The organism is Pseudarthrobacter sp. 1G09 (assembly GCF_050038305.1).
In the GTDB taxonomy this organism is placed as follows: domain Bacteria; phylum Actinomycetota; class Actinomycetes; order Actinomycetales; family Micrococcaceae; genus Arthrobacter; species Arthrobacter equi.
Genome location: NZ_CP188306.1, coordinates 3,134,795 through 3,157,889, shown reverse-complemented (window position 1 = coordinate 3,157,889; position 23,095 = coordinate 3,134,795). Strand labels below are relative to the sequence as shown.

At 62.9% G+C, this 23,095-nt stretch carries 35 protein-coding genes; 29 read left to right on the top strand and 6 right to left on the bottom strand.

Going from position 1 to position 23,095, the window contains the following annotated elements:
* The first annotated feature begins 3 nt into the window (after nucleotides 1–3).
* The 21 genes from rplD to map all read left to right on the top strand — a co-directional run bounded on the left by rplD (nucleotide 4) and on the right by map (nucleotide 12,039).
* Complete coding sequence (gene rplD, locus ACP3TD_RS14535; RefSeq protein ID WP_056075375.1) at nucleotides 4–624, top strand: 50S ribosomal protein L4; 621 nt, start codon at nucleotides 4–6, stop codon at nucleotides 622–624.
* Entirely contained in the window at nucleotides 621–926 is a 306-nt protein-coding gene (gene rplW / locus ACP3TD_RS14530) for a 50S ribosomal protein L23 (protein WP_056075372.1), read from the top strand. The genes rplD and rplW overlap by 4 nt, the downstream gene beginning before the upstream one ends.
* 29 nt (nucleotides 927–955) lie before the next feature.
* Nucleotides 956–1,795: a 50S ribosomal protein L2 gene (gene rplB, locus ACP3TD_RS14525; RefSeq protein ID WP_015937850.1), complete on the top strand. Its 840-nt coding sequence runs from the start codon at nucleotides 956–958 to the stop codon at nucleotides 1,793–1,795.
* 12 nt (nucleotides 1,796–1,807) lie between these two features.
* Entirely contained in the window at nucleotides 1,808–2,089 is a 282-nt protein-coding gene (gene rpsS / locus ACP3TD_RS14520) for a 30S ribosomal protein S19 (RefSeq protein ID WP_018773666.1), read from the top strand.
* A 38-nt stretch (nucleotides 2,090–2,127) separates the two neighbouring features.
* Nucleotides 2,128–2,493 carry a 50S ribosomal protein L22 gene (gene rplV, locus ACP3TD_RS14515; RefSeq protein ID WP_009358304.1) on the top strand — a complete coding sequence of 122 codons (366 nt, stop codon included), beginning with the start codon at nucleotides 2,128–2,130 and terminating at the stop codon, nucleotides 2,491–2,493.
* Nucleotides 2,494–3,324 (top strand): 30S ribosomal protein S3, encoded by an 831-nt coding sequence (gene rpsC, locus ACP3TD_RS14510; RefSeq protein ID WP_056075369.1) that lies wholly within the window; start codon nucleotides 2,494–2,496, stop codon nucleotides 3,322–3,324. It begins immediately after the preceding gene.
* Complete coding sequence (rplP, locus tag ACP3TD_RS14505) at nucleotides 3,325–3,741, top strand: 50S ribosomal protein L16 (RefSeq protein WP_015937848.1); 417 nt, start codon at nucleotides 3,325–3,327, stop codon at nucleotides 3,739–3,741. It abuts the gene before it with no gap.
* Between the two features lie 2 nt (nucleotides 3,742–3,743).
* Entirely contained in the window at nucleotides 3,744–4,073 is a 330-nt protein-coding gene (gene rpmC / locus ACP3TD_RS14500) for a 50S ribosomal protein L29 (RefSeq protein ID WP_015937847.1), read from the top strand.
* Complete coding sequence (gene rpsQ, locus ACP3TD_RS14495) at nucleotides 4,070–4,375, top strand: 30S ribosomal protein S17 (protein WP_015937846.1); 306 nt, start codon at nucleotides 4,070–4,072, stop codon at nucleotides 4,373–4,375. The genes rpmC and rpsQ overlap by 4 nt, the downstream gene beginning before the upstream one ends.
* 504 nt (nucleotides 4,376–4,879) lie before the next feature.
* Complete coding sequence (gene rplN / locus ACP3TD_RS14490) at nucleotides 4,880–5,248, top strand: 50S ribosomal protein L14 (RefSeq protein WP_003803789.1); 369 nt, start codon at nucleotides 4,880–4,882, stop codon at nucleotides 5,246–5,248.
* Nucleotides 5,249–5,251: 3 nt separating this feature from the next.
* Nucleotides 5,252–5,614, top strand: a complete 363-nt coding sequence (gene rplX, locus ACP3TD_RS14485; RefSeq protein ID WP_015937845.1) for a 50S ribosomal protein L24 — start codon at nucleotides 5,252–5,254, stop codon at nucleotides 5,612–5,614.
* Nucleotides 5,614–6,195 (top strand): 50S ribosomal protein L5, encoded by a 582-nt coding sequence (gene rplE / locus ACP3TD_RS14480; protein ID WP_015937844.1) that lies wholly within the window; start codon nucleotides 5,614–5,616, stop codon nucleotides 6,193–6,195. Before rplX ends, rplE begins: the two co-directional genes overlap by 1 nt.
* A gap of 79 nt (nucleotides 6,196–6,274) precedes the next feature.
* Nucleotides 6,275–6,673 carry a 30S ribosomal protein S8 gene (gene rpsH / locus ACP3TD_RS14475; protein WP_015937843.1) on the top strand — a complete coding sequence of 133 codons (399 nt, stop codon included), beginning with the start codon at nucleotides 6,275–6,277 and terminating at the stop codon, nucleotides 6,671–6,673.
* An 18-nt stretch (nucleotides 6,674–6,691) separates the two neighbouring features.
* Nucleotides 6,692–7,228: a 50S ribosomal protein L6 gene (rplF, locus tag ACP3TD_RS14470; protein ID WP_056075367.1), complete on the top strand. Its 537-nt coding sequence runs from the start codon at nucleotides 6,692–6,694 to the stop codon at nucleotides 7,226–7,228.
* Between the two features lie 2 nt (nucleotides 7,229–7,230).
* Nucleotides 7,231–7,614, top strand: a complete 384-nt coding sequence (rplR, locus tag ACP3TD_RS14465) for a 50S ribosomal protein L18 (protein ID WP_015937841.1) — start codon at nucleotides 7,231–7,233, stop codon at nucleotides 7,612–7,614.
* Nucleotides 7,611–8,327: a 30S ribosomal protein S5 gene (gene rpsE / locus ACP3TD_RS14460; RefSeq protein WP_015937840.1), complete on the top strand. Its 717-nt coding sequence runs from the start codon at nucleotides 7,611–7,613 to the stop codon at nucleotides 8,325–8,327. Before rplR ends, rpsE begins: the two co-directional genes overlap by 4 nt.
* 2 nt (nucleotides 8,328–8,329) lie before the next feature.
* The gene (rpmD, locus tag ACP3TD_RS14455; RefSeq protein ID WP_091721973.1) at nucleotides 8,330–8,536 is read left to right on the top strand and encodes a 50S ribosomal protein L30; all 207 of its coding nucleotides are present in this window, start codon (nucleotides 8,330–8,332) and stop codon (nucleotides 8,534–8,536) included.
* The gene (gene rplO / locus ACP3TD_RS14450) at nucleotides 8,537–9,022 is read left to right on the top strand and encodes a 50S ribosomal protein L15 (protein ID WP_015937838.1); all 486 of its coding nucleotides are present in this window, start codon (nucleotides 8,537–8,539) and stop codon (nucleotides 9,020–9,022) included.
* A 230-nt stretch (nucleotides 9,023–9,252) separates the two neighbouring features.
* The gene (gene secY / locus ACP3TD_RS14445) at nucleotides 9,253–10,563 is read left to right on the top strand and encodes a preprotein translocase subunit SecY (protein WP_377203038.1); all 1,311 of its coding nucleotides are present in this window, start codon (nucleotides 9,253–9,255) and stop codon (nucleotides 10,561–10,563) included.
* Between the two features lie 5 nt (nucleotides 10,564–10,568).
* Nucleotides 10,569–11,138, top strand: coding sequence for an adenylate kinase (locus ACP3TD_RS14440; RefSeq protein ID WP_426763730.1), 570 nt, complete (start codon nucleotides 10,569–10,571; stop codon nucleotides 11,136–11,138).
* Between the two features lie 73 nt (nucleotides 11,139–11,211).
* Nucleotides 11,212–12,039, top strand: a complete 828-nt coding sequence (gene map / locus ACP3TD_RS14435) for a type I methionyl aminopeptidase (RefSeq protein ID WP_426763729.1) — start codon at nucleotides 11,212–11,214, stop codon at nucleotides 12,037–12,039.
* 58 nt (nucleotides 12,040–12,097) lie between these two features.
* Here the strand turns inward: map and ACP3TD_RS14430 are convergent, their stop codons facing one another.
* The 5 genes from ACP3TD_RS14430 to ACP3TD_RS14410 all read right to left on the bottom strand — a co-directional run bounded on the left by ACP3TD_RS14430 (nucleotide 12,098) and on the right by ACP3TD_RS14410 (nucleotide 15,824).
* Nucleotides 12,098–12,376, bottom strand: a complete 279-nt coding sequence (locus tag ACP3TD_RS14430) for a helix-turn-helix domain-containing protein (protein ID WP_426763728.1) — start codon at nucleotides 12,374–12,376, stop codon at nucleotides 12,098–12,100.
* Nucleotides 12,376–12,480 (bottom strand): hypothetical protein, encoded by a 105-nt coding sequence (locus ACP3TD_RS14425; RefSeq protein WP_426767254.1) that lies wholly within the window; start codon nucleotides 12,478–12,480, stop codon nucleotides 12,376–12,378. Before ACP3TD_RS14425 ends, ACP3TD_RS14430 begins: the two co-directional genes overlap by 1 nt.
* A gap of 45 nt (nucleotides 12,481–12,525) precedes the next feature.
* Nucleotides 12,526–13,875 (bottom strand): ABC transporter substrate-binding protein, encoded by a 1,350-nt coding sequence (locus tag ACP3TD_RS14420; RefSeq protein WP_426763727.1) that lies wholly within the window; start codon nucleotides 13,873–13,875, stop codon nucleotides 12,526–12,528.
* A 75-nt stretch (nucleotides 13,876–13,950) separates the two neighbouring features.
* Nucleotides 13,951–14,871, bottom strand: coding sequence for a carbohydrate ABC transporter permease (locus tag ACP3TD_RS14415; protein ID WP_426763726.1), 921 nt, complete (start codon nucleotides 14,869–14,871; stop codon nucleotides 13,951–13,953).
* Nucleotides 14,868–15,824, bottom strand: coding sequence for a carbohydrate ABC transporter permease (locus tag ACP3TD_RS14410; RefSeq protein ID WP_426763725.1), 957 nt, complete (start codon nucleotides 15,822–15,824; stop codon nucleotides 14,868–14,870). The genes ACP3TD_RS14415 and ACP3TD_RS14410 overlap by 4 nt, the downstream gene beginning before the upstream one ends.
* A gap of 215 nt (nucleotides 15,825–16,039) precedes the next feature.
* Here ACP3TD_RS14410 and ACP3TD_RS14405 point away from each other — a divergent pair, with 215 nt between their 5' ends.
* The 8 genes from ACP3TD_RS14405 (at nucleotide 16,040) to truA (ending at nucleotide 21,294) form a co-directional block, all read left to right on the top strand.
* Nucleotides 16,040–16,996, top strand: coding sequence for a P1 family peptidase (locus tag ACP3TD_RS14405; protein ID WP_426763724.1), 957 nt, complete (start codon nucleotides 16,040–16,042; stop codon nucleotides 16,994–16,996).
* A gap of 167 nt (nucleotides 16,997–17,163) precedes the next feature.
* Nucleotides 17,164–17,385, top strand: coding sequence for a translation initiation factor IF-1 (infA, locus tag ACP3TD_RS14400; protein ID WP_009358723.1), 222 nt, complete (start codon nucleotides 17,164–17,166; stop codon nucleotides 17,383–17,385).
* A gap of 69 nt (nucleotides 17,386–17,454) precedes the next feature.
* On the top strand, nucleotides 17,455–17,568 hold the full coding sequence (gene rpmJ / locus ACP3TD_RS14395; protein ID WP_009358722.1) for a 50S ribosomal protein L36: 114 nt from the start codon (nucleotides 17,455–17,457) through the stop codon (nucleotides 17,566–17,568).
* A gap of 176 nt (nucleotides 17,569–17,744) precedes the next feature.
* Nucleotides 17,745–18,119 (top strand): 30S ribosomal protein S13, encoded by a 375-nt coding sequence (rpsM, locus tag ACP3TD_RS14390; protein ID WP_028275004.1) that lies wholly within the window; start codon nucleotides 17,745–17,747, stop codon nucleotides 18,117–18,119.
* Between the two features lie 55 nt (nucleotides 18,120–18,174).
* Nucleotides 18,175–18,576: a 30S ribosomal protein S11 gene (rpsK, locus tag ACP3TD_RS14385; protein ID WP_018769149.1), complete on the top strand. Its 402-nt coding sequence runs from the start codon at nucleotides 18,175–18,177 to the stop codon at nucleotides 18,574–18,576.
* Nucleotides 18,577–18,703: 127 nt separating this feature from the next.
* A complete protein-coding gene (locus ACP3TD_RS14380; protein ID WP_013601812.1) occupies nucleotides 18,704–19,714 on the top strand; it encodes a DNA-directed RNA polymerase subunit alpha in 1,011 nt (336 codons plus the stop codon).
* Between the two features lie 69 nt (nucleotides 19,715–19,783).
* Entirely contained in the window at nucleotides 19,784–20,368 is a 585-nt protein-coding gene (gene rplQ, locus ACP3TD_RS14375; RefSeq protein WP_426763723.1) for a 50S ribosomal protein L17, read from the top strand.
* 32 nt (nucleotides 20,369–20,400) lie between these two features.
* Entirely contained in the window at nucleotides 20,401–21,294 is an 894-nt protein-coding gene (gene truA, locus ACP3TD_RS14370; protein ID WP_426763722.1) for a tRNA pseudouridine(38-40) synthase TruA, read from the top strand.
* Here the strand turns inward: truA and ACP3TD_RS14365 are convergent.
* Nucleotides 21,291–22,973, bottom strand: a complete 1,683-nt coding sequence (locus tag ACP3TD_RS14365; RefSeq protein WP_426763721.1) for a sensor histidine kinase — start codon at nucleotides 22,971–22,973, stop codon at nucleotides 21,291–21,293. The two genes, truA and ACP3TD_RS14365, sit on opposite strands and share 4 nt — an antisense overlap.
* Between the last annotated feature and the right edge of the window lie 122 nt (nucleotides 22,974–23,095).

The following is a 23,095-nucleotide window of genomic DNA, read 5'->3' as shown; positions in this document are numbered from 1 at the left end:
TCAATGGCTAACACTGTCCAGGTTGACCTGCCTGCCGAGATCTTCGACGTACAGACCAACGTGCCGCTGCTGCACCAGGTTGTCGTTGCCCAGCTCGCTGCTGCTCGCCAGGGTACCCACAAGACCAAGACCCGCGCTGAAGTTTCCGGTGCAGGACGCAAGCCGTTCAAGCAGAAGGGCACCGGCCGCGCCCGTCAGGGTTCAATCCGTGCTCCGCACATGACCGGCGGTGGCGTTGTCCACGGTCCCACCCCGCGTGACTACAGCCAGCGGACCCCCAAGAAGATGATTGCTGCTGCACTCCGCGGCGCACTGTCTGACCGGGCCCGTAACGGTCGCATCCACGTTGTCGCTGACCTGGTTGAAGGCACCAAGCCCTCCGCCAAGACCGCACTGGCAACGCTGCGCGGCGTTTCCGACCGCAAGAACCTGCTGGTCGTTATCGAGCGCGCCAACGATGTTGCTGCACTGTCCGTGCGCAACCTCACCGGTGTCCACGTTCTGTACGCAGACCAGCTGAACACCTACGACGTTCTCGTCTCTGATGACGTTGTCTTCACCAAGGCTGCTTACGAAGCATTCGTTGCCGCTAAGGCAGCTAAGAACGAGGAGGATGCCAAGTGAGTGCAGCCACCATCAAGGATCCCCGCGACGTCGTGCTTGCACCCGTCGTGTCGGAAAAGAGCTATGGCCTGATCGACGAGGGCAAGTACACCTTCCTGGTGGACCCCCGCTCGAACAAGGCTGAGATCAAGCTGGCCGTGGAGAAGATTTTCTCCGTCAAGGTCGAATCGATCAACACCATCAACCGTGCCGGTAAGCGCAAGCGCACCAAATTCGGATGGGGTACCCGCAAGAGCACCAAGCGTGCAATTGTGAGCCTCAAAGAAGGCACCATCGACATCTTCGGCGGTCCGCTCGCGTAGCGGAGACCACTTTAACGAGGAAATAAATTATGGGAATCCGTAAATACAAGCCGACTACCCCGGGCCGTCGTGGCTCGAGCGTAGCGGACTTCACCGAAATCACGCGGTCGACGCCGGAAAAGTCGTTGGTACGTCCGCTGCCCAAAAAGGGCGGCCGTAACAACACCGGTAAGATCACCACCCGTCACAAGGGTGGCGGACACAAGCGCCAGTACCGTCTGATCGACTTCCGTCGCCACGACAAGGACGGCGTTGACGCCCGCGTTGCTGAAATTGAGTACGATCCGAACCGCACGGCTCGCATCGCCCTCCTGCACTACGTTGATGGCACCAAGCGTTACATCATCGCCCCGAACAAGCTGTCCCAGGGCGACTTCGTAGAGGCCGGCCCCAACGCTGACATCAAGCCGGGCAACAACCTGCCCCTGCGCAACATCCCCGTGGGTACCGTTGTGCACGCAGTGGAGCTGCGTCCGGGCGGCGGTGCCAAGATGGGCCGCTCCGCCGGTGCATCCATCCAGCTCGTTGCCAGGGAAGGCCGTTTCGCCCAGCTGCGACTGCCCTCCGGAGAAATCCGCAACGTTGACGTGCGCTGCCGCGCAACGGTCGGCGAGGTCGGCAACGCCGAGCAGTCGAACATCAACTGGGGCAAGGCTGGCCGCATGCGCTGGAAGGGCGTCCGCCCGACCGTCCGTGGTGTAGCCATGAACCCGGTTGACCACCCGCACGGTGGTGGCGAGGGTAAGACGTCCGGTGGACGTAACCCCGTCAACCCGAACGGTCAGCGTGAAGGCCGCACGCGCCGCCCCAACAAAGAGAGCGACAAGCTTATTGTTCGTCGCCGTCGTACTGGCAAGAACAAGCGATAGGAGCCTGGACACATGCCACGCAGCCTGAAAAAAGGTCCTTTCGTTGACCAGCACCTCTTTGTGAAGGTAGCCAGGGAAAACGAAAAGGGCACCAAGAACGTCATCAAGACCTGGTCCCGCCGTTCGATGATCGTCCCCGACATGCTCGGACACACGATCGCCGTACACGACGGACGCAAGCACATTCCGGTGTTTGTCACCGAGTCGATGGTCGGGCACAAGCTCGGCGAATTCGCTCCCACGCGGACATTCCGCGGCCATGTCAAGGACGACCGTAAGGGCAAGCGCCGCTAGGCGCCTGCACTTACGTCAAAGACGAGAGAAGGAAAGCAATGGAAGCCAAGGCAATTGCGCGCCACATCCGCGTAACGCCTATGAAGGCCCGGCGCGTCGTCAACCTTGTTCGTGGTTTGCAAGCGAATGAGGCTCTGGCAATTCTGAAGTTTGCCCCCCAGGCAGCTTCGGAGCCGGTATTCAAGGTAGTTCAGTCGGCAATCTCCAACGCCCGGGTCCTCGCAGACCGCGACGGCGTTGCGTTTGACGAAGGCGACCTCATCATCAGCGAAGCGTTTGTTGATGAAGGCCCGACCATGAAGCGGTTCCAGCCGCGTGCCCAGGGTCGTGCATTTCAGATCAAGAAGCGCACCAGCCACATCACCGTGGTAGTCGCTACCCCGGAGAAAGAGGAGGCTCGCTAAGTGGGACAGAAAGTAAACCCGCACGGGTTCCGACTCGGCATCACCACCGATCACGTATCGCACTGGTTCGCTGACAGCACCAAGGCCGGACAGCGGTACAAGGACTTCGTTCGCGAAGACATCCGCATCCGCCAGCTCATGTCCACGGGCATGGAGCGCGCCGGCATCGCCAAGGTCGAAATCGAGCGCACCCGTGACCGTGTCCGCGTGGACATCCACACGGCCCGCCCGGGTATCGTCATCGGCCGTCGTGGAGCAGAAGCAGACCGCATCCGCGGCGAGCTCGAAAAGCTCACCGGCAAGCAGGTCCAGCTGAACATCCTCGAGGTCAAGAACCCCGAGATGGAAGCACAGCTGGTTGCCCAGGGTGTTGCAGAGCAGCTGACCTCACGTGTGGCTTTCCGCCGCGCGATGAAGAAGGCCATGCAGTCCGCACAGCGTGCCGGTGCCAAGGGTATCCGTATCGCTTGCTCGGGCCGCCTCGGTGGCGCTGAAATGTCCCGCTCGGAGTTCTACCGCGAAGGCCGTGTGCCCCTGCACACCCTCCGCGCGAACATCGACTACGGCTTCTACGAAGCCAAGACCACCTTCGGCCGCATCGGCGTGAAGGTCTGGATCTACAAGGGCGACGTCACCGCCAAGGAACTGGCCGCACAGGCTGCTTCGGCACCGTCCCGCGGACCCCGCTCCGACCGTGGCGGACGCCCGGGTGGCGCTGACCGTGGTGACCGCCGTCGTCGCAACGACCGCCCGGCCGCTGACGCAGCTCCTGCTGCAGAGGCTCCGGCAGTTGAGGCTGCACCCGCAGCAGCAGAAGGAGGACAGGCTTAAATGCTTATCCCACGTCGAGTCAAGCACCGTAAGCAGCACCACCCGGGTCGTTCCGGCGCTGCTACGGGCGGCACCGAGGTCTCGTTCGGCGAGTGGGGTATCCAGGCTCTGAGCCCGGCATACGTCACCAACCGTCAGATCGAATCTGCCCGTATTGCGATGACCCGCCACATCAAGCGTGGCGGTAAGGTCTGGATCAACATCTACCCGGACCGTCCCCTGACCAAGAAGCCTGCCGAAACCCGCATGGGTTCCGGTAAGGGTTCACCGGAATGGTGGGTCGCCAACGTCAAGCCGGGACGGGTTCTTTTCGAACTCTCCGGTGTCAATGAAGAGGTAGCTCGCGAGGCCCTGCGCCTGGCAATCCACAAGCTGCCGTTGAAGGCACGCATTGTGCGTCGCGAAGGTGGTGAGTAGAAATGGCAGTAGGATCCAAGGATCTGGCTCCCGCGCAGCTGGACGGTTTCGACAACGAGCGTCTCGTTGAAGAACTCCGTAAGGCTAAGGAAGAGCTGTTCAACCTGCGTTTCCAGTCCGCCACCGGTCAGCTGGAGAACCACGGTCGCCTGCGTGCAGTAAAGAAGGACATTGCACGCATCTACACCGTTCTCCGCGAACGCGAGCTGGGCATTCGTGCCGAGGTTGCCGCACCGGTTGTGGAAGCCAAGGAAGAAAAGAAGTCCAAGAAGGCTGCAACCAAGAAGGCCGAGAAGGCTGAAACGGCTGAGTCCGAGGAGGACGCCAAGTGAGTGAAAAGGACCAGAACGTGACCGAATCTGCTACTGCAGCCACGGCTGAGCAGCGCGGTTACCGCAAGACCCGTCGCGGCTACGTGGTCTCCGACAAGATGGAAAAGACCATCGTCGTCGAGGTTGAAGACCGCGTGAAGCACGCACTGTACGGCAAGGTCATCCGCCGCACCTCCAAGGTCAAGGCACACGACGAAGAGAACACCGCCGGCATCGGCGACCTCGTAGTCATCGCCGAGACCCGTCCGCTGTCCGCCACCAAGAACTGGCGGCTCGTGGAAATCCTCGAAAAGGCCAAGTAGCACCTGCTGCTGGCTGGAAGCCCCTGTTCCCTTTCCGGGAGCGGGGGCTTCCTCGTTTAACCCTCGCGCCTCCCATAGCCGCCATGAGTGAGCGCGCGTTGAGGTGGGGGACACGACGGCGGCGGCCCGGCCGCGCGGGGGAGAGGCACCCTGGGTGGGGCGAACGGCTGCCCTGCGCGACGTCGTCGTACGTCTTGCCCTGCTTGCGGGGCACCGCTTCCTGGTGATATGGGAACTGGCGAAAAGCATGCTAGGATATTGAGTTTGTATGGCGCCTTCTGTGCGCCGTCATCAACCTCGTAAACAAGCGTGCCACAGCACAGTGCCCCTGTGCGCCCGGGATCCGTCCCGGACCGGATGGGAGCAACTGCTTCTGGCACAGGCGTTTAGGCCTGGTCTGGCAAAATCCAGGCGGGTCAAGAGACACCCCGATCAACCGTTCCGCAAGGCTCATTCCGTAGCAAGACCACGGCCTGAGAACCGGCGCGACGCAAGGAGTAAATAGTGATTCAGCAGGAGTCGCGACTCAAGGTCGCCGACAACACGGGTGCTAAGGAAATCCTTACCATTCGCGTTCTCGGTGGATCTGGCCGTCGCTACGCAGGCATCGGTGACGTCATCGTCGCCACCGTCAAGGATGCAATCCCGGGCGGCAACGTAAAGAAGGGCGATGTTGTCAAGGCAGTCATCGTCCGTACCAAGAAGGAACGCCGCCGTGCGGATGGTTCCTACATCAAGTTTGACGAGAACGCAGCTGTGATCCTGAAGAACGACGGTGACCCCCGCGGTACCCGTATCTTCGGACCGGTTGGTCGTGAACTCCGTGACAAGAAGTTCATGAAGATCGTTTCTCTGGCTCCGGAGGTGCTCTAGTCCATGGCTGCAAAGATCAAGAAGGGTGACCTGGTTCAGGTCATCACTGGCGCCAAGGCTGAGCGCGGCGGCGACCGCGGCAAGCAGGGCAAGGTTCTGCGCGTCTTCACCGACACCAACCGCGTGCTGGTTGAGGGTATCAACCGCGTCACCAAGCACACCCGTGTTGGACAGTCGCAGCGCGGCACCAAGACCGGCGGCATCGAGGTTGTAGAGGCCCCGATCCACATTTCCAACGTGGCCCTGGTTGACCCGTCGACCAAGAAGCCGACCCGTGTGGGCTTCCGCCTCGACACTGTGGAGAAGAACGGTGTCAAGAAGACCGTCCGTATCCGCGTGTCCAAGAGCTCCGGGAAGGACATCTAATGACTGAGACTCTCGAGACTCCGGCAACGAAGATCGTTCCTCGTCTGAAGACCAAGTACGCAGAATCCATCAAGGCAACGCTCCAGGATGAATTCAAGTACGAGAACGTGAACCAGGTACCCCGTCTGGTGAAGGTTGTTGTGAACATGGGTGTTGGAGATGCCGCCAAGGACTCCAAGCTGATCGACGGCGCTGTCCGCGACCTCACCCAGATCACCGGCCAGAAGCCGCAGGTAACCAAGGCCCGGAAGTCGATCGCACAGTTCAAGCTGCGTGAAGGCATGCCCATCGGTGCACACGCAACCCTGCGTGGCGACCGTATGTGGGAATTCGTGGACCGCCTCGTTTCGCTGGCTCTGCCCCGTATCCGCGACTTCCGCGGCCTCAGCGGCAAGCAGTTCGACGGCAACGGCAACTACACCTTCGGTCTGACCGAGCAGGTTATGTTCCACGAAATCGACCAGGACAAGATCGACCGCGTTCGCGGTATGGATATCACGGTCGTTACCACCGCCAAGACCGATGACGAAGGCCGCGCGCTGCTCAAGGCGCTTGGTTTCCCGTTCAAAACCGAAGCTTAATTAGCTACGTAAAAGGTCCGGCCGCACAGCTTCCTGAAGCCTGCGGCGGAAACCGTTACGAGGAAGGGCAAGAGCCCAAATGACAATGACAGATCCTGTCGCAGACATGCTTACGCGCCTGCGTAACGCAAACTCGGCATACCACGACTCCGTGTCTATGCCTTACAGCAAGCTGAAGGCACGCGTTGCTGACATCCTCAAGGCCGAAGGTTTCATCGCCGGCTGGAAGGAAGAAGACGCTGAGGTTGGCAAGAAGCTGACTCTCGACCTGAAGTTCGGTCCGAACCGCGAGCGTTCCATCGCTGGCGTCCGTCGTATCTCCAAGCCGGGTCTCCGCGTTTACGCGAAGTCCACCAACCTGCCGCACGTGCTGGGTGGCCTGGGTATCGCAATCCTGTCCACCTCTTCCGGGCTCCTGACTGATAAGCAGGCCGGCAAGAAGGGCGTGGGCGGCGAAGTCCTCGCCTACGTCTGGTAACGGGAAAGGAAGAGAATAATGTCACGTATTGGACGTCTCCCCATCACCGTTCCTGCCGGCGTTGAGGTCAAGGTTGACGGCTCTGTCGTCAGCGTTAAGGGTTCCAAGGGCGAGCTGAGCCACACTGTGGCCAGCCCGATCGAGGTTGCACTTGACGACACCACCCTGACCGTCAGCCGCCCGAACGACGAGCGCGCCTCCCGTTCACTCCACGGCCTGACCCGCACCCTGATCGCCAACATGATCCAGGGTGTCACCGCAGGCTACGAGAAGAAGCTCGAAATCGTTGGCACCGGTTACCGCGTGCAGGCCAAGGGCTCTGACCTTGAGTTTGCCCTCGGCTACAGCCACCCGGTCAACGTTTCGGCTCCGGACGGCATCACCTTTGCAGTAGAGGGGCCGACCAAGCTCTCTGTCTCAGGCATCAATAAGCAGCAGGTCGGCGAGGTTGCTGCCAACATTCGCAAGCTGCGGAAGCCTGACCCGTACAAGGGCAAGGGCATCCGTTACGCCGGCGAAGTCATCCGCCGCAAGGTCGGAAAGGCTGGTAAGTAACCATGGCCATCGCCATTAACAAGAAGCGTACGAACAAGAGCAAGGCTGCTGGTCGCAGCCGCCGCCAGCTTCGTATCCGCAAGCGCATTTCCGGTACGGCTGTCCGCCCCCGCTTGGTGGTCAACCGCTCCGCACGCCACGTATTTGTCCAGGTTGTCGATGACACCATTGGCCAGACCGTAGCAAGCGCGTCCACCCTGGAAGCCGACCTCCGTGCATTCGACGGTGACAAGACTGCCAAGGCCAAGCGCGTTGGCGAGCTCGTTGCCGAACGTGCCAAGGCTGCCGGCGTCGAGGCTGTTGTGTTCGACCGTGGTGGTAACAAGTACCACGGCCGCATTGCAGCCGTCGCTGACGGTGCTCGCGAAGGTGGGCTGTCACTGTGACCGAAGCAAACAACGAAAAGGACACTGTGTCTGCAGATCAGAAGGCACCCGAGGCCGCAGCTGCTGAGACCACTGCCCCCGCCACCGACGATCGCCGTGGTGGCGCCCGTCGCGGTGAGCGTGGCGACCGTGGCCAGGGCCGTGGCGACCGCGGTGGCCGTGGCGGCCGCGATGGCGGCCGTGACGCCGAAAAGAACCAGTTCGTAGAGCGCGTTGTCACCATCAACCGCGTTTCCAAGGTCGTCAAGGGTGGTCGTCGCTTCAGCTTCACCGCACTCGTCGTCGTTGGTGACGGTAACGGCATGGTTGGCGTCGGCTACGGCAAGGCCAAGGAAGTTCCCGCAGCTATCGCCAAGGGCGTTGAAGAAGCCAAGAAGTCCTTCTTCCGCGTTCCGCGCGTCGGCAACACCATCCCGCACCGCGTGCAGGGTGAAGCTGCTGCGGGCGTCGTTATGCTGCGTCCGGCTTCCGCCGGTACCGGTGTTATCGCCGGTGGCCCGGTCCGTGCAGTACTGGAGTGCGTGGGCATCCACGACATCCTCTCCAAGTCGCTCGGTTCCTCCAACGCCATCAACATCGTTCACGCGACCGTTGATGCCCTGAAGCGCCTCGAAGAGCCGGCAGCTGTGGCAGCACGCCGCGGCCTGCCGCTGGACGAAGTTGCTCCTGCGGCACTGGTGAAGGCTCTCCTGGCTCCGAAGGCAGGTGTGTAGTCATGGCTAAGAACCTGGTTCCCTCCGACGCAAAGTTGGAAATCACCCAGATCAAGGGCGTCATTGGCGTCAAGCAGAACCAGCGCGAGACCCTGCGGTCCCTCGGCCTGAAGCGCATCGGACACAGCGTTGTCCGTACCGCCGACGCCGTGACCGTGGGCATGCTCAACACGGTTCCGCACCTCGTGAACGTTGAGGAGGCGAAGTAAATGGCAGAGAAGACTGCTGAACAGGGTCAGGCTGCTGAAAAGCAGAACGCCCTGAAGGTTCACCACCTGCGTCCCGCCCAGGGTGCCAAGACCGCCAAGACCCGTGTGGGTCGTGGCGAGGCATCCAAGGGTAAGACTGCCGGTCGCGGTACCAAGGGTACGAAGGCCCGCTACCAGGTAAAGGCTGGCTTTGCCGGCGGCCAGCTGCCGCTGCACATGCGCCTGCCCAAGCTGCGTGGCTTCAAGAACCCGTTCCGCGTTGAGTTCCAGGTTGTAAACCTGGACAAGCTCAACGAGCTGTTCCCCGAAGGTGGCGCAGTCACCGTGGAGAACCTGGTCGAAAAGGGCGCCGTTCGCAAGAACCAGCCCGTCAAGGTGCTGGGCACCGGCGACATCACCGTCAAGGTTGACGTCACCGTCCACGCATTCTCGGCCAGCGCTGCGGAAAAGATTGCTGCTGCAGGCGGAAGCACCACCGCCCTCTAGGGACGGTGGGGCGCGAGCCCGTAGTTGAACTCCCGGTGACCGGGGCCCCAGGCCCTGGTCGCCGGGAGTTTTTTCATCCGCAGAATCGTTCCATTAGGCGCATTTGCGGTGCCATCCGGCGCAGTTGCGCTGCCCCGGATTGTTCGCATGGCGCATACAACCGTTAGACTCGGTTGTTGGGATTCATAGATCCCCATCACACCACTCTTCTTCACACCACAGGAGGACGCTTGCTTAGCGCATTTGGCCGGGCCTTTCGCACGCCTGATCTGCGACGCAAGTTGTTGTTCACGCTGGGAATCATCACCATCTTCCGCTTGGGTGCCTTCATTCCCTCGCCTGGTGTGAACTACCAGAATGTCCAGCAATGCTTGCAGAACGGACAGACAGCAGGTGGGCTGTACCAGCTCGTGAACCTGTTCAGCGGCGGTGCTCTGCTGCAGGTGTCCATCTTCGCCCTCGGCATCATGCCGTACATTACGGCCAGCATTATCGTGCAGCTCCTCCGGGTGGTCATTCCCCGGTTCCAGGAGCTCTACGAAGAGGGCGCGTCGGGACAGTCCAAGCTGACCCAGTACACCCGGTACCTCACCATCGCCCTGGGCCTGCTCAACGCCACCACCCTGGTGTCCCTGGCCCGTTCCGGCCAGCTCTTGCCCGGGTGTGCGCTGCCGATCATCCCGGATGAAAGCATCATCACCACCATCCTGATCATCATCACGCTCACGGCCGGCACCGGCCTGATCATGTGGATGGGCGAGCTCGTCACGGAAAAGGGCGTCGGCAACGGCATGTCCCTGCTGATCTTCACGTCGATCGCTGCACAGTTCCCCACCTCCCTGGGCGCCATCTGGACCTCACAGGGCCCCGGAACGTTCTTCATCGTGCTGCTGATCGGACTGCTGACCGTTGCCCTGGTGGTCTTCGTTGAACAGTCCCAGCGCCGTGTCCCAGTGCAGTACGCCAAGCGGATGATCGGACGCCGGACGGTTGGTGGAACCAGCACCTACATCCCCATCAAGGTGAACATGGCCGGCGTTATCCCGGTGATCTTCGCTTCCTCCATGCTTTACCTGCCCGGGCTGATCTCACAGTTCAACCAGCCGAAGCAGGGCGAGCAGCTCCAGCCATGGGTTGAATGGATCAACAACAACCTGACCCGCGGCGACCACCCGATCTACATGGCGCTCTACTTCGCCCTGATCGTGTTCTTTACCTACTTCTACGTAGCCATCACCTTCAACCCTGAAGAAGTGTCGGACAACATGAAGAAGTACGGCGGCTTCATTCCCGGTATCCGCGCCGGCAAACCGACCGCGGACTACCTGCAGTACGTGCTCTCACGGATCACGTTGCCCGGCGCCCTCTACCTGGGCTTCGTGGCACTGATCCCGCTGGTGGCACTGGTACTGATCAACGCGAACCAGAACTTCCCGTTCGGTGGCACCTCGATCCTGATCATGGTGGGCGTTGGGTTGGAGACCGTTAAGCAGATTGATGCGCAGCTACAACAACGTCACTACGAAGGGCTTTTGCGATGACGAGAATGCTGATTATTGGACCTCCCGGTTCTGGAAAAGGAACGCAGGCGGAGCGGATTTCGGAGCGCCTCGGCGTTGTGGCAATCTCCACCGGCGACATCTTCCGTGCCAATGTAAAAGGCGAAACGCCCCTTGGCATCGAGGCCAAGAAGTACATGGACAACGGAGACTTCGTTCCGGACAGCGTGACCAACAAAATGGTCCGCGACCGCCTCAGCGAGTCGGACGTCGAATCCGGCTTCCTGCTGGACGGCTACCCCCGCACCACCGCCCAAGTGGACTACCTTGACGAGATCCTCGCCAAGAACGAGGAGAAGCTCGACGTCGTCCTGCAGCTCACCGCGGACGATGAGGAACTGGTGCACCGCCTCCTGGGCCGGGCCAAGGAAACGGGCCGGAGCGACGACAACGAAGCCGTCATTCGCCACCGCCTTGACCTCTACCACGGGCAGACCGAAGCCGTGGTGGCGAAGTACGCCGAGCGCGGCATCCTCACGCAGGTGGACGGCATCGGCCCCATCGACGAAGTGACCGACCGAGTCATGCAGGCCATCAAGGCCGCACAGGCGGCCTGATCCCAGGCCACTGGTTATTTGAGGCCCCTCCCGGCACCCCGGGAGGGGCCTCAGCCATTTGAAAGGACACACCATGGCCTTCGGCCAGCCCCGCATCGAATTCAAGAACAACGCCCAGATGCGCACCATGCACGAGGCAGGCCTCGTCCTGAGCCGGGCCCTGGACGCCGCCGTGGCTGCGGCCGCCCCCGGCGTGACCACCAAGCACCTGGATGACGTCTTCGCCGCGGTTCTCAGCAACGCGGGCGCGAAGTCCAACTTCCTCGGCTACCACGGCTTCCCGGCCACCATCTGCACGTCCGTGAACGACGAAGTGGTGCACGGCATCCCCGGCGGCAGGGTCCTGCAGGACGGAGACATTATCTCCATCGACGGTGGCGCGATCGTTAACGGGTGGCACTCGGATTCGGCGCGGACCGTCATCGTGGGCACCGCAGACCCGGAAGACCAGCGACTCTCCGACGTCACGCAGGCAGCGATGTGGCGCGGGATCGCAGCGCTGGCCACCGGCACCCACGTGGGGGACATCGGTGCCGCCATCGACGACTACGTTTCGTCTGTGCCCGGGAAACCACTCGGCATCCTGGAGGACTACGTGGGGCACGGCATCGGCTCCGAGATGCACATGGCGCCGGATGTGCTGAACTACCGCACCAACCACCGGGGGCCCAAGATCAAGCCGGGCCTGTGCCTTGCCATCGAACCCATGCTGGTCCGCGGCGGCATCGAGACCGCCGTGCTCGAGGATGACTGGACTGTCGTGACCACGGACGGCAAGCGCTCCTGCCAGTGGGAGCACTCGGTGGCCGTCCACGAGAAGGGCATTTGGGTGCTTTCAGCGCCCGACGGCGGTGCGGAGCACCTCGTGCCTCTCGGCGTCACCCCGGTGCCCATCCCGTAGCCCAACGTCAGTAGCAGCAGATGTCGTTTTGGAACTTCAGAACGACATCTGCTGCTACTCAGCTGGGGGAGTGGGGCACCGCTTTATGTGCCGCGGCGGTCCCATCGTTGGAGTCAATGCCGGCGGGTTCATCCCCGGGCACCCAGCTCAGCAGCTCGCCCGGCTGGCACTCCAGGACTTCGCAGGGCGCTTCCAGGGTGGTGAACCGGACTGCCTTTGCCCGGCCGTTCTTGAGTACGGCCAGGTTGGCTGGCGTGATGCCCACACGTTCGGCCAGGGCCCCTACCGACATCTTCCGTTTTGCCAGGACCACGTCGATGTCCACGATGATGGGCATCACGCAGCTTCCGCAGCACCAGCGGAGATGGCACCGAAGATCACGTCAACGTACCGGAACGCGCCCTGCGGGAAAACCGTCCCGCGGCGCACCATGGTCAGCAGCCGCCAGACACACCGGTCCTGCCCTGCGCCTGGACAAGCCGTGCGCTAGGACTTCAGCTTCGGCTTCACGTCCTTGTCGTAGATGCCCTGCAGCGTGGTCTTCAGATCCGCCATGGTGGACTTGACGTCGCCCTGCTGGGTGAGGATCTTCGCTGCGGACTTCGCCATTTCCTGGTCGGCGCCCGGCAGGAACACCCGGGCGTTGTCCTGGACCTTGGTTACCGCGAGCTGGTCCATGGCGGTCTTGATCTGGGGAGTCTTGCCCAGCACCGCTGCCATGTCAGCCGACTTGCGGGTGGGCATGTAGCCGGTGGCGGCGGAGAACTCCGCAGTGCTCTCAGGCTGGGTGACGAAGTCCAGGAACATGCCCGCAGCGAGCTGTTCCTCCTTGGTGATGCCGCTGGGGATGCCCAGGCCGGCGCCGCCTGTGGGGCAAACGTTGGTTTCTGCCTTTGGGCCGCCGGGCAGGAAGCCGACGCCCACATTGAACTTTGCCGACTTCAGGATTCCCAGCAGCGAGCCGGTGGAGGAAATGGTGGTCGAGGTCAGTCCCGCGGAGAAATCGTCAGCGGCTTCCTTTGAGGAGACACCTGCCCACTTGTCCTTGTAGATCGAGTCCTGGGCCCACTGCAGTGCGGCCACAGAATCGCTGGAGTCGCAGGTGACGTCCCAGTCCTTGGACCAGCCACCGCCCCAGCCCCAGAGCATGTTCTGCAGCGTCCAACCCGCATACCCGGCAAGCGCAGGGTAGATGTAGGCGTACTGGGCGCCGGAGCTTGCCTTCAGCTTCGGCGCCCACTCGGCGAATTCCTGCCACGTCTTGGGCGCCCGGTCCGGAAGCCCGGCCGCGGCGAAGTGGTCCTTGTTGTAGTAGAACAGCGGGGTGGAGCGGCCGTAGGGGAGGGCCCACTGCTTGCCGTCGTACTTGTAGTCGTTGACCAGCGACTGCTGGAAGTCGTCCATCTTCATGTCCAGCTGCTTGGTGAGGCTGTCCACGGGAATGATGCTGCCGTTGGTGTAGTACCGGAACCACCACACGTCGGAAAGGACCACAACGCCGGGGAGGCCGGACTTGGCGGCCTGCGCGGTCTGGAACTTCTGTGCGATTTCCTCGTAGTTGGCCCCTGCGGTGACCAGGTTGACGGTGATGCCCGGATTCTTGGCCTGGAACTTCCCGATCAGGCTCTTCTCAACCTCCTGTGACTGGCCAGGGTGGCTGGACCAGAAGTCGATCTTGGCCGCCGGCTTCACGCCGTTGAAGTCGATGTCGGCTGCCTGGGATGTGGCCTGGCCACCGCTTGTTGTCGAGGGTCCGCCGCATGCGGCCAAAGCAGCGGCAGAGGCGGTGACCCCTGCCAGGCCCAGGAAGTGCCTCCGGTCCAGATGAAGTGTCATAACGGTTCCTTTCGGTTGTTGCCTGCGGAAGGGTTGGAGTACTCAAGGTTGGGAAGTACGACGGCGGCCGGCGCCTTAGCCGGTCACGCTGCCCTGGGTGAGGCCCGCCACGATGTAGCGCTGCAGCGCAGCGAAGACGATCAGGATGGGGACGATGACGAGGACCGCGCCGGCCATCAGGACGCCCCAGCCGGCGGCGTTGCTTTCGTTGTTCTGCAGCAAGGTCAGGCCCACCGGCAGGGTCATGGTTTCCGGCCGGTCCGTGATGATGAGTGGCCAGATGTAGTCGTTCCATTCAGTCACGATGGTCACCAGGGCTACCGTGGCGATTGAAGGAACTGACACAGGGACCACGATCTGCCAGAGCCGGCGCCAGTGCCCGGCACCGTCCATCTCGGCCGATTCCAGGATTGAGGCCGGCAGGGTCCTGAAGTGCTGGCGCAGCAGGAAGGTTCCGAACGCGGTGCCCAGGCCGGGAAGGATGATCCCCCACAGGGTGTTCTTGCCGCCGATCCCCGCGATGAGGATGAAGTTGGGCAGGATGGAAACCTGCGGCGGCACCATGAGGGCCACCAGGATCAGCAGGAAGATGAAGTTCCGGAACGGGAAGCGGACAAAGACCAGGGCGTATGCAGTCAGGATGGCCAGCAGCACCTTGATGGTGGCCCCGGCCAGGGTGACGATGGTGCTGTTCAGGAAGAACTGCCCGAACGGGACCGTGGTCATGGCGGTCCGGTAGTTCTCCAGGTTCAGGCTCTCCGGGAGGATCTTCAGGTCGGTGGTGACAATCTCGCCAGACTGTTTGAAGGAGCTGAGCACCATCCACAGCAGGGGGAGGAACACCACCAAAGTGGCGATGATCAGTGGCAGGTAACCGCCCACTATTGTCTGGGCCAGATTGCGGCGGGAAAGCGGCCGGTCGCGGCGAAGGCCTGGGTCCGGCGCGGAGACGGCAGGGGCGGTGGGGTCCGGGCTCACCGGCGATAAGGAGGTCATGAGTAGTGAACCTTTCGTTCCACGAACCGCAGCTGGAGCACTGTGATCACCAGGAGGATGGCAAACAGGACTACGGAGATGGCTGCCGAATAGCCGGCCCTGTTGTAGGCGCCGAAGGCCTGGAGGTATGCCTCGTAGATCAAAGTGCTGGTGCCGGCGCCCAGCGGCGTCATGATCCTGATCAGGTCGAACGCCTGCAGCGAGCTGAGCAACGTGGTGATGAGGAGAAAGAACGTGGTGGGCGAGAGCAGCGGCAGCGAGATGCTGACGAAGCGGCGGAACCCGTTTGCACCATCGAGGGATGCCGCCTCCATAACTTCCGTTGGCAGGGACTGCAGCCCGGCGAGGTACACCACCGCGCAGTACCCCAGGTTCTTCCAGACGTACACGAGGATCACCATGACCAGCGACAGTTGGGGATCGTTGATCCACTGCGGGCTCTGCTGCCCGATGCCCCGGAGCAGCCAGGCCAGGACGCCGTAGCCGGGATCGAAGATGAACAGCCACACAAGGCCCACGCCAACGCCGGATAGGACGTAAGGGGCAAAGACTGCGGACCGGGCGAACGTGGTGCCCCGGATCCTGGCGTTCAAAGCCAGCGCCACGAGCAGGCCCAGGATCATGGAGCCGCCCACCGTGACCAGGGTGAACACGGCCGTGGTGCCCAGGACCTTCGGCGCATCATTGCTGGTGAAGAACGTGACGTAGTTGCCGAGCCCCACCACGGTGGCGGAGGGGGAGCCCAACGTCCAGTCCAGGGTGGAGTAGTAGATATTGCTGAACAGTGGCCGGTACGTGAACACGGCGATCAGCACCAGGTTGGGCAACGCCATGGCGAGGAAGACAAAAAAGTCGCGGCGGCTCCGGGCGGTCCACCGCCGCCGTGGGACTTTCGCTGGCCCTGGTGGCCTGCCGGGTCTGGCGGAGGGGTGCGGGGCGAGTTGACGGGTCATGCGTGTCTCTCCCGGGTTGGGAGCCTGCTTGTGGCGGGCCCTGGCTGGATCTAGGGACTACTACACCAGACCGTCAGGGCGCTGAAACCTGCCTATGCCCTTGTGAAAGGACTGTTATCCAAGGCTTCCTCGCCCGTTAACGCTGTGTTGATGGCAGTCTTGCATAAAGTTTGCCGATGCGTCAGGGGCGCGCGACCTGAGGGGAGAATAGGGGCATGGGAGCACTTACCGATGTGCCCGGTATCCGGGTAGGACATGTCCAGAAGACCGGCGACGGGTGGCTGACGGGAGTGACGGTGGTCCTGCCGCCCCGAGGGACCGTCGGGTCGGTGGACGTCCAGGGCGGCGGCCCGGCAACCCATGAGACTGACGCGTTGGACCCCAGCACCCTGGTCAGCGCCGTGGACGCAGTGGTGCTGACCGGAGGCAGCGCCTATGGCCTGGCTTCCGCCGCCGGGGCGCAGCGCTGGTGCGAGGAGGATGGCCGCGGCTTCGCCGTTCCCGGGGGAGTGGTGCCCATCGTCCCGGCCGCCGCGATCTTCGACCTCGGCAGGGGAGGCGACTTTACGGCGCGTCCGACGCCGGACATGGGCTACGCGGCGACGGCGGCGGCTGCGGCACAACCGGAAGGGCACGACGTCGAACGCGGCAACGTCGGGGCCGGCACCGGGGCGCTCATCGGCAGGGGACAGTTCAAGGGCGGAGTCGGCACGGCTTCGGTCACTCTGGCGAACGGCGTGGTGGTCGGAGCGCTGGCCATAGTCAACGCCCTCGGGCTCCCATTTGGAACGATAAGTACGCCGACGGATGGGGACGGTGGGGCGGAAACCAGCCGCGGTGGCCCGCTCAACACCACCCTCATCGTGGTCGCCACCAATGCCGTGCTCGATGTGGCAGAGTGCAAACGGACTGCCGCCGCGTCCCATGCCGGGATCGCACGGGCCCTCAATCCTTCACACACCCTGGCAGACGGGGACACAGTGTTTTGCCTCGCAACCGGTGCCGCGGCCCTGGACCGCTCGGACGAGGCCGCCCGCCAGCTAAGCCTCATCACCCTGCAAACTGCCGCAGCCGACGTCGTACGCCTGGCCATCCTGGACGGTGCGGCAAGCGCGGAACCGGTCAGTACCGCGGCGGGTGACTATGGTGCGTACGGCGGGCAGATGCGCTAGCATGGCTGGATTTAACTTTCGCTGCCAAATGGCGTAGTGTTGCTTGTTGGTTGTCTGGACTGCCACGCCCTTTTGGGCCCGCTGAGGACAATCGATCCAACAAAAACGTTCGTGGCCATGCCCGGTGCAATCCGGCAGGGCTGCGGCAACAACAGTTAGCGGAGGGTATGGCCAAGAAGGACGGGGTCATTGAGATCGAAGGCGTTGTGACCGAGGCGCTGCCTAACGCGATGTTTCGCGTTGAGCTCACCAACAAGCACATCGTTCTGGCACACATCTCTGGAAAGATGCGTCAGCACTACATCAGGATCCTCCCGGAGGACCGCGTAGTGGTGGAGCTGAGCCCGTACGACCTCACCCGTGGTCGTATCGTCTACCGCTACAAGTAAATTGCTGGGCGGCTTCAGTACGAACTGAACGCCGCTCCAGTTGACCACTGCCACACGCAAAGGAACGCCATGAAGGTCAAGCCGAGCGTCAAGCAGATCTGCGAAAAGTGCAAAGTGATCCGCCGTAACGGCCGGGTCATGGTGATCTGCGAGAACCCGCGCCACAAGCAGCGCCAGGGCTAGTTTCCTTCCCTGAAGGAAACCCTGGGTTGCTAACCCACGCAAGTAAATAAAGGCAGCACAAGCTGAATTGGGACGCATGAGCCCGGACAGCTAACCCCCGGTCGGAGGCTGGGGCCGCACGGAACGTGCGGGTGTACTGCCTACGACCTCCGGTTTATTCAAGGAGCACTGCCACTATGGCTCGTCTCGCTGGCGTAGACATTCCCCGCGAAAAGCGGTTGGAAATTGCGCTTACTTACATCTACGGCGTGGGCAAGACCCGTGCACACGAAACCCTGGCTGCCACTGGCATCAGCGCTGACGTCCGCGTTAAGGACCTCACCGACGCCCAGCTGGTTGAACTGCGTGACTACATCGAGGGCAACTACAAGGTTGAGGGTGACCTTCGCCGCGAAGTAGCAGCTGATATCCGCCGCAAGGTTGAAATCGGCAGCTACGAAGGTATTCGCCACCGTAAGGGCCTGCCCGTCCGCGGGCAGCGTACGAAGACCAACGCCCGTACCCGCAAGGGCCCGAAGCGCACCGTCGCAGGCAAGAAGAAGGCCCGTTAAAATCCCCGCCGGGACTAACGGACTTTCCCCCGATAACTTTCTGTAGGAGAAAAAAATGCCCCCAAAGACTCGTGGCGCGGTTCGCAAGCCGCGTAAGAAGGACAAAAAGAATATCGCGCTGGGCCAGGCGCACATCAAGAGCACGTTCAACAACACCATCGTTTCCATCACGGATCCCAACGGTGCTGTTATCTCTTGGGCTTCCTCAGGTGAGGTTGGCTTCAAGGGCTCGCGTAAGTCCACCCCGTTCGCTGCCCAGATGGCTGCCGAAGCCGCTGCCAAGCGTGCGCAGGAGCACGGCATGCGCAAGGTTGACGTTTTCGTGAAGGGTCCGGGTTCCGGACGCGAAACCGCCATCCGTTCGCTGCAGGCCGCTGGCCTCGAGGTTGGCTCCATCCAGGACGTCACCCCCGCAGCCCACAACGGCTGCCGCCCGCCGAAGCGCCGCCGCGTCTAAGTCTTCCTGCCGCAGAGCTTGCCCGGACCAGCAATGGGCCGGGCAAGCCCAGCGCGTTAAGTCTCAGACCGAATTTCCACCACCTGTGTTGCGTCATATAGCGGATGCTCGCCGAAAGGAAACCTAAGTGCTCATTGCACAGCGCCCCACCCTCTCCGAAGAGGTAGTCTCCGAAAACCGCTCGCGGTTCATCATCGAACCGCTGGAACCGGGCTTCGGCTACACCCTCGGTAACTCCCTCCGCCGTACCCTGCTTTCTTCCATCCCCGGTGCCGCTGTAACCAGCATCCGGATTGATGGCGTGCTGCACGAGTTCACCACGGTTCCCGGTGTCAAGGAAGATGTCACTGAGATCATCCTGAACATCAAGAGCCTGTCGGTTTCCTCCGAGCACGACGAGCCTGTTGTGGCTTACCTGCGCAAGCAGGGCCCCGGAGTCGTCACCGCCGCGGATATCGCTCCGCCGGCCGGCGTCGAATTCCACAACCCGGATCTGCACATTGCCACGCTGAACTCGAAGGGCAAGTTCGAACTCGAACTGACCATCGAGCGCGGCCGCGGCTACGTTTCGGCAGCTCAGAACAAGTCCGGCGACGCAGAAATCGGCCGTATCCCGGTCGACTCCATCTACTCGCCGGTTCTGAAGGTTACTTTCCGCGTGGAAGCAACCCGTGTTGAGCAGCGCACCGACTTCGACAAGCTGATTGTCGACGTCGAGACCAAGCAGGCCATCGCCCCGCGCGATGCTGTTGCTTCCGCAGGTACCACCCTGGTGGAACTGTTCGGTCTGGCCCGTGAGCTGAACACCGCAGCTGAAGGTATCGAGATCGGCCCGTCACCCACTGACGCTGCCCTGGCAGCCGACATGGCACTGCCGATCGAGGATCTGGACCTCACCGTCCGTTCCTACAACTGCCTCAAGCGTGAGGGCATCCACACCGTGGGTGAACTCGTTGCCCGCTCCGAGGCTGACCTGATGGACATCCGCAACTTTGGTGCGAAGTCCATTGACGAGGTCAAGGCAAAGCTGGTTGAACTGGGCCTGTCCCTCAAGGACTCGCCTCCCGGTTTTGACCTCGCAGCACGCGCCGCAGCAATCGAAGAGGACGACGCCGCCTTCGGCGACGACGAACTCTAAACCAGACCTTGGCCGGCGGGCTGCACCACGGTGTGCCGCCCAACGGCTTCCACATGAGGAGAAACAATTATGCCTACCCCCACTAAGGGTCCGCGCCTCGGCGGCGGCCCGGCTCACGAGCGCCTCATGCTCGCGAACCTGGCAGCAGCACTGTTCGAGCACAAGCGGATCACCACCACGGTAACCAAGGCCAAGCGCCTGAAGCCGTACGCAGAGCGCCTGGTCACCTTCGCCAAGCGCGGCGACCTCGCTTCCCGCCGCCGGGTTCTCGGCCTGATCAGCAACAAGGGCATTGTCCACGAGCTGTTCACCGACATCGCCCAGGCAGTGGAGAACCGCGACGGCGGCTACACCCGCATCACCAAGATCGGCAACCGCAAGGGCGACAACGCTCCCATGGCTGTCATCGAACTGGTTCTCGAGCCGGTTTCCGCCAAGCAGGCCGTAGTTGCTGAAGCTACTGCTGCTGCCAAGCGCGATGCTGACAAGGCTGCTCCGGCCGCCGAGGAAGCTCCCGCTGAAGAGGCTCCGGCCGCTGAGGAAGCTGCTGCAACCGAAGAAGCACCTGCTGCTGAAGAAGCTGCAACCGAAGAGGCTCCGGCCGCTGAGGAAGCTGCCGAGGCTCCTGCGGCCGAGGAGAAGGACGCGAAGTAATTCGCTGATTCTCTTCACATAGACTTAGGTCTGTGAACCACCAAGAACCCGCGGCCCCCGTTTCAGGGGGCGGCGGGTTTTTGCGTATCCGGGTAGACCTGTCGTACGACGGCGGACCCTTCAGTGGGTGGGCCCTCCAGCCGGGTCGCCGCACGGTCCAAGGCGCGCTCGAAGAGGCCCTTGAACTGCTGGTCCGGCGTCCCATTCGGGTGACCGTCGCCGGCCGGACCGATGCCGGTGTGCACGCCCGTGGCCAGGTGGTGCACCTGGACCTCGCGGACAGCGAGTGGCACGGGATGGCCCGGGGGCAGGAACTCGATCCCGCCGTTGCGATGACCCGCAGGCTTCGCGGAGCACTGAACCGCGTGCTGGGAGACCTGACGGGCGCCGTGCAGGTCCGCGGCATCACACCGGCAGCACCGGGTTTCGATGCGCGTTTCTCCGCTCTTTGGCGCCGCTACAGCTACCGGATCGCTGACGGCCCGGCGCTGTGGGATCCGCTGGAGCGCGCTTTCACGCTGTGGCACAAGAGTCCGCTGGACGTGGAGTTGCTGAACCAGGGGGCCTCGCGGCTGCTGGGCCTGCAGAATTTCCTGTCCTTCTGCAAGCCCCGTGAAGGTGCCACCACCATCAGGGAACTGCAGCGCTTCGAATTTGCCCGCAGTGAAGACGGTGCCATCGTGGCCACAGTGCAGGCCGACGCCTTCTGCCACAATATGGTCCGGGCCCTGATCGGTTCGGCCCTGTACGTGGGGGAGGGCGCCGTGGAACCTGGGTGGCTGTACGAGCGCCTGCTGGCACAGAAGCGCGACGCCAAGTCCGTCCTGGCCGCCCCGCACCCACTGGTCTTCGAGGAAGTGGCCTACCCGTCAGCCAGTGAGCTGCTGGCCCGTGCCGAACTCACCCGGGCACGGCGGGAACACTAGACCGCCGGTTCCTGGAATGCTGCCGTTGGTCCGTCCGCCGGCAGGGTGAGCGTGAACGTACTTCCCTCGCCCTTGACGCTCTCGCAGGAGATGCTTCCGCCGTGCCCTTCGACGATCATCTTCGTGATGGACAGGCCCAGTCCGGCGCCTGCGATGGATGCGCTGCGCGCGGCTTCGGTGCGGAAGAAGCGCTGGAAGACCCGCGCCGAGTCCACTGCGCCCAGGCCCATCCCGGTGTCGCTGACGCTGAGCTGCACCCAGCGGCTGCCGGCCTGTGCGCGGATACTGATCCTGCCGCCGTCGGGCGAGTATTTGATGGCGTTGGACACGAGGTTGTCCAGCGCCTGGCCGATGCGCAGGGGGTCGGCGTAGGCCCACAGCGGTGCCGGTACGTCAGCAGCGAGTTCGATGCCGGACTGATCCGCCAGGGCCTGGGCGGAGCCGATGCTGGTTTCCACCACGCTGGCCAGGTCCGTCCGTTTCGGGTGGACATTCAGCGCGGTCGACGCAGTGGCGGAAAGGTCCGAAACCAGGGCGAGCAGCCGCTCGGAGTTCCGTTGCACCACTTCCAGCCGCCGGACCAGGTGGGGTGGGAGGGCAGCCACTTCGTCCAGGACCAGGTCGACGTTGCCGATGATGGAGTTCAGCGGTGACTTGAACTCGTGCGACACGTTGGACACCAGTTCCTGGTTCGCGGCCAGGGCCTCCACCCAGCCCGTCACGTCGTTGTACACCACCACGGCACCGGTGAGCCGGCCGTCCTCGGCCACCAGCGGCCGGGCAGCGGTGGATACCGCCCGCTGCTCCTGGCCCTCCCCGGCCCACACGAGGTAGTCGGAGAAGGATTCGCCGGCGATGGCCCTGCTGATGGGACGCCTGTCTGCCGGCAGCAGCGTGGTCCTGTCCTGGCCAAAGACCAGCTGGTTGCCCTGCCCGGCAACGGCGTCGTCCGCGCCTGTGACCCGGCGGAAGGTCCGCTGCCGGTTGTTGGAGACCAGGAAGTTCCCTGAACGGTCGACGGCGGCGATCCCAACGTCCGTAGCGTCCAGTACCGTCTGGAGCAGCTCCTCCCGTTCCCGGCTTTGGCGCAGCAGCGACCGCAGCTCAGCGTCCTTCCTGGCCAGCTCGCGTTGCTGGACCCGCAGGCCCGAACTGGCGAACCGGATGGCCAGGGACACGGCCAGCATCATCAGCGGGAACAGGAACACCGTGGTGATGTCCGCCGCCGTCCAGTGCGGCAGCCTTTCCAGGGCTGAAGGAAGCATGATGAACAGCGGGCCGGCAAAGCTCAGTATCAGCCCGCTGCGGGCCAGCATGCCGGAGGCGGACAACCAGATCACCGGGAACACCACCAGGACCGCCAGGCCCGGCAGCAGGGGTGCGGCACCGTTACGCAGCAACCCGACGGCGGCAAAGTCCAGGACCGGAATCAGCAGGTACGGGCGGTGCTCGAGGCGTTCCCAGGGCACCATGAAGCAGGCAAGGAAAAGAATCGCGTGCAGGACAATGCCTGCCATGTAAAGCGTGCTGTGCATCAGCACCGGCCAGGCGAACGGTGTGGCCAGTGCGAGTGCGGCCACCAACAGCGTCAGCGGCAACTGGCACAGCGCCACCTGTGAACGGGTCCCCAATCCCCGGAAGAAGCGCGCAGGTCCTCGCTGGAAAAGGGAATCAGCCATAAAGGGTTTTCAAGCTCTCCTCGATTACCGTCCCGGCGAGGGCACGCTGCTCCGCCGAATTCCGTCCGCCCACTGCTATCCACACCCTTTCAATCCGGTATTGCACACGTCCTGTCATAATA

Coding starts and splice junctions, on each gene's coding strand:
- rplX (WP_015937845.1), top strand. CDS start 5,252: ATGGCTGCAAAGATCAAGAAGGGTGACCTGGTTCAGGTCATCACTGGC.
- rplR (WP_015937841.1), top strand. CDS start 7,231: ATGGCCATCGCCATTAACAAGAAGCGTACGAACAAGAGCAAGGCTGCT.
- rplO (WP_015937838.1), top strand. CDS start 8,537: ATGGCAGAGAAGACTGCTGAACAGGGTCAGGCTGCTGAAAAGCAGAAC.
- ACP3TD_RS14410 (WP_426763725.1), bottom strand. CDS start 15,824: ATGACCCGTCAACTCGCCCCGCACCCCTCCGCCAGACCCGGCAGGCCA.
- rplQ (WP_426763723.1), top strand. CDS start 19,784: ATGCCTACCCCCACTAAGGGTCCGCGCCTCGGCGGCGGCCCGGCTCAC.
- rpmJ (WP_009358722.1), top strand. CDS start 17,455: ATGAAGGTCAAGCCGAGCGTCAAGCAGATCTGCGAAAAGTGCAAAGTG.
- rplF (WP_056075367.1), top strand. CDS start 6,692: ATGTCACGTATTGGACGTCTCCCCATCACCGTTCCTGCCGGCGTTGAG.
- rpsS (WP_018773666.1), top strand. CDS start 1,808: ATGCCACGCAGCCTGAAAAAAGGTCCTTTCGTTGACCAGCACCTCTTT.
- rplP (WP_015937848.1), top strand. CDS start 3,325: ATGCTTATCCCACGTCGAGTCAAGCACCGTAAGCAGCACCACCCGGGT.
- ACP3TD_RS14405 (WP_426763724.1), top strand. CDS start 16,040: ATGGGAGCACTTACCGATGTGCCCGGTATCCGGGTAGGACATGTCCAG.
- rplV (WP_009358304.1), top strand. CDS start 2,128: ATGGAAGCCAAGGCAATTGCGCGCCACATCCGCGTAACGCCTATGAAG.
- rplD (WP_056075375.1), top strand. CDS start 4: ATGGCTAACACTGTCCAGGTTGACCTGCCTGCCGAGATCTTCGACGTA.
- ACP3TD_RS14430 (WP_426763728.1), bottom strand. CDS start 12,376: ATGCCCATCATCGTGGACATCGACGTGGTCCTGGCAAAACGGAAGATG.
- rpsM (WP_028275004.1), top strand. CDS start 17,745: ATGGCTCGTCTCGCTGGCGTAGACATTCCCCGCGAAAAGCGGTTGGAA.
- rpmD (WP_091721973.1), top strand. CDS start 8,330: ATGGCTAAGAACCTGGTTCCCTCCGACGCAAAGTTGGAAATCACCCAG.
- ACP3TD_RS14420 (WP_426763727.1), bottom strand. CDS start 13,875: ATGACACTTCATCTGGACCGGAGGCACTTCCTGGGCCTGGCAGGGGTC.
- rpsH (WP_015937843.1), top strand. CDS start 6,275: ATGACAATGACAGATCCTGTCGCAGACATGCTTACGCGCCTGCGTAAC.
- rpmC (WP_015937847.1), top strand. CDS start 3,744: ATGGCAGTAGGATCCAAGGATCTGGCTCCCGCGCAGCTGGACGGTTTC.
- rplB (WP_015937850.1), top strand. CDS start 956: ATGGGAATCCGTAAATACAAGCCGACTACCCCGGGCCGTCGTGGCTCG.
- infA (WP_009358723.1), top strand. CDS start 17,164: ATGGCCAAGAAGGACGGGGTCATTGAGATCGAAGGCGTTGTGACCGAG.
- ACP3TD_RS14415 (WP_426763726.1), bottom strand. CDS start 14,871: ATGACCTCCTTATCGCCGGTGAGCCCGGACCCCACCGCCCCTGCCGTC.
- rplE (WP_015937844.1), top strand. CDS start 5,614: ATGACTGAGACTCTCGAGACTCCGGCAACGAAGATCGTTCCTCGTCTG.
- ACP3TD_RS14440 (WP_426763730.1), top strand. CDS start 10,569: ATGCTGATTATTGGACCTCCCGGTTCTGGAAAAGGAACGCAGGCGGAG.
- map (WP_426763729.1), top strand. CDS start 11,212: ATGGCCTTCGGCCAGCCCCGCATCGAATTCAAGAACAACGCCCAGATG.
- rpsK (WP_018769149.1), top strand. CDS start 18,175: ATGCCCCCAAAGACTCGTGGCGCGGTTCGCAAGCCGCGTAAGAAGGAC.
- ACP3TD_RS14365 (WP_426763721.1), bottom strand. CDS start 22,973: ATGGCTGATTCCCTTTTCCAGCGAGGACCTGCGCGCTTCTTCCGGGGA.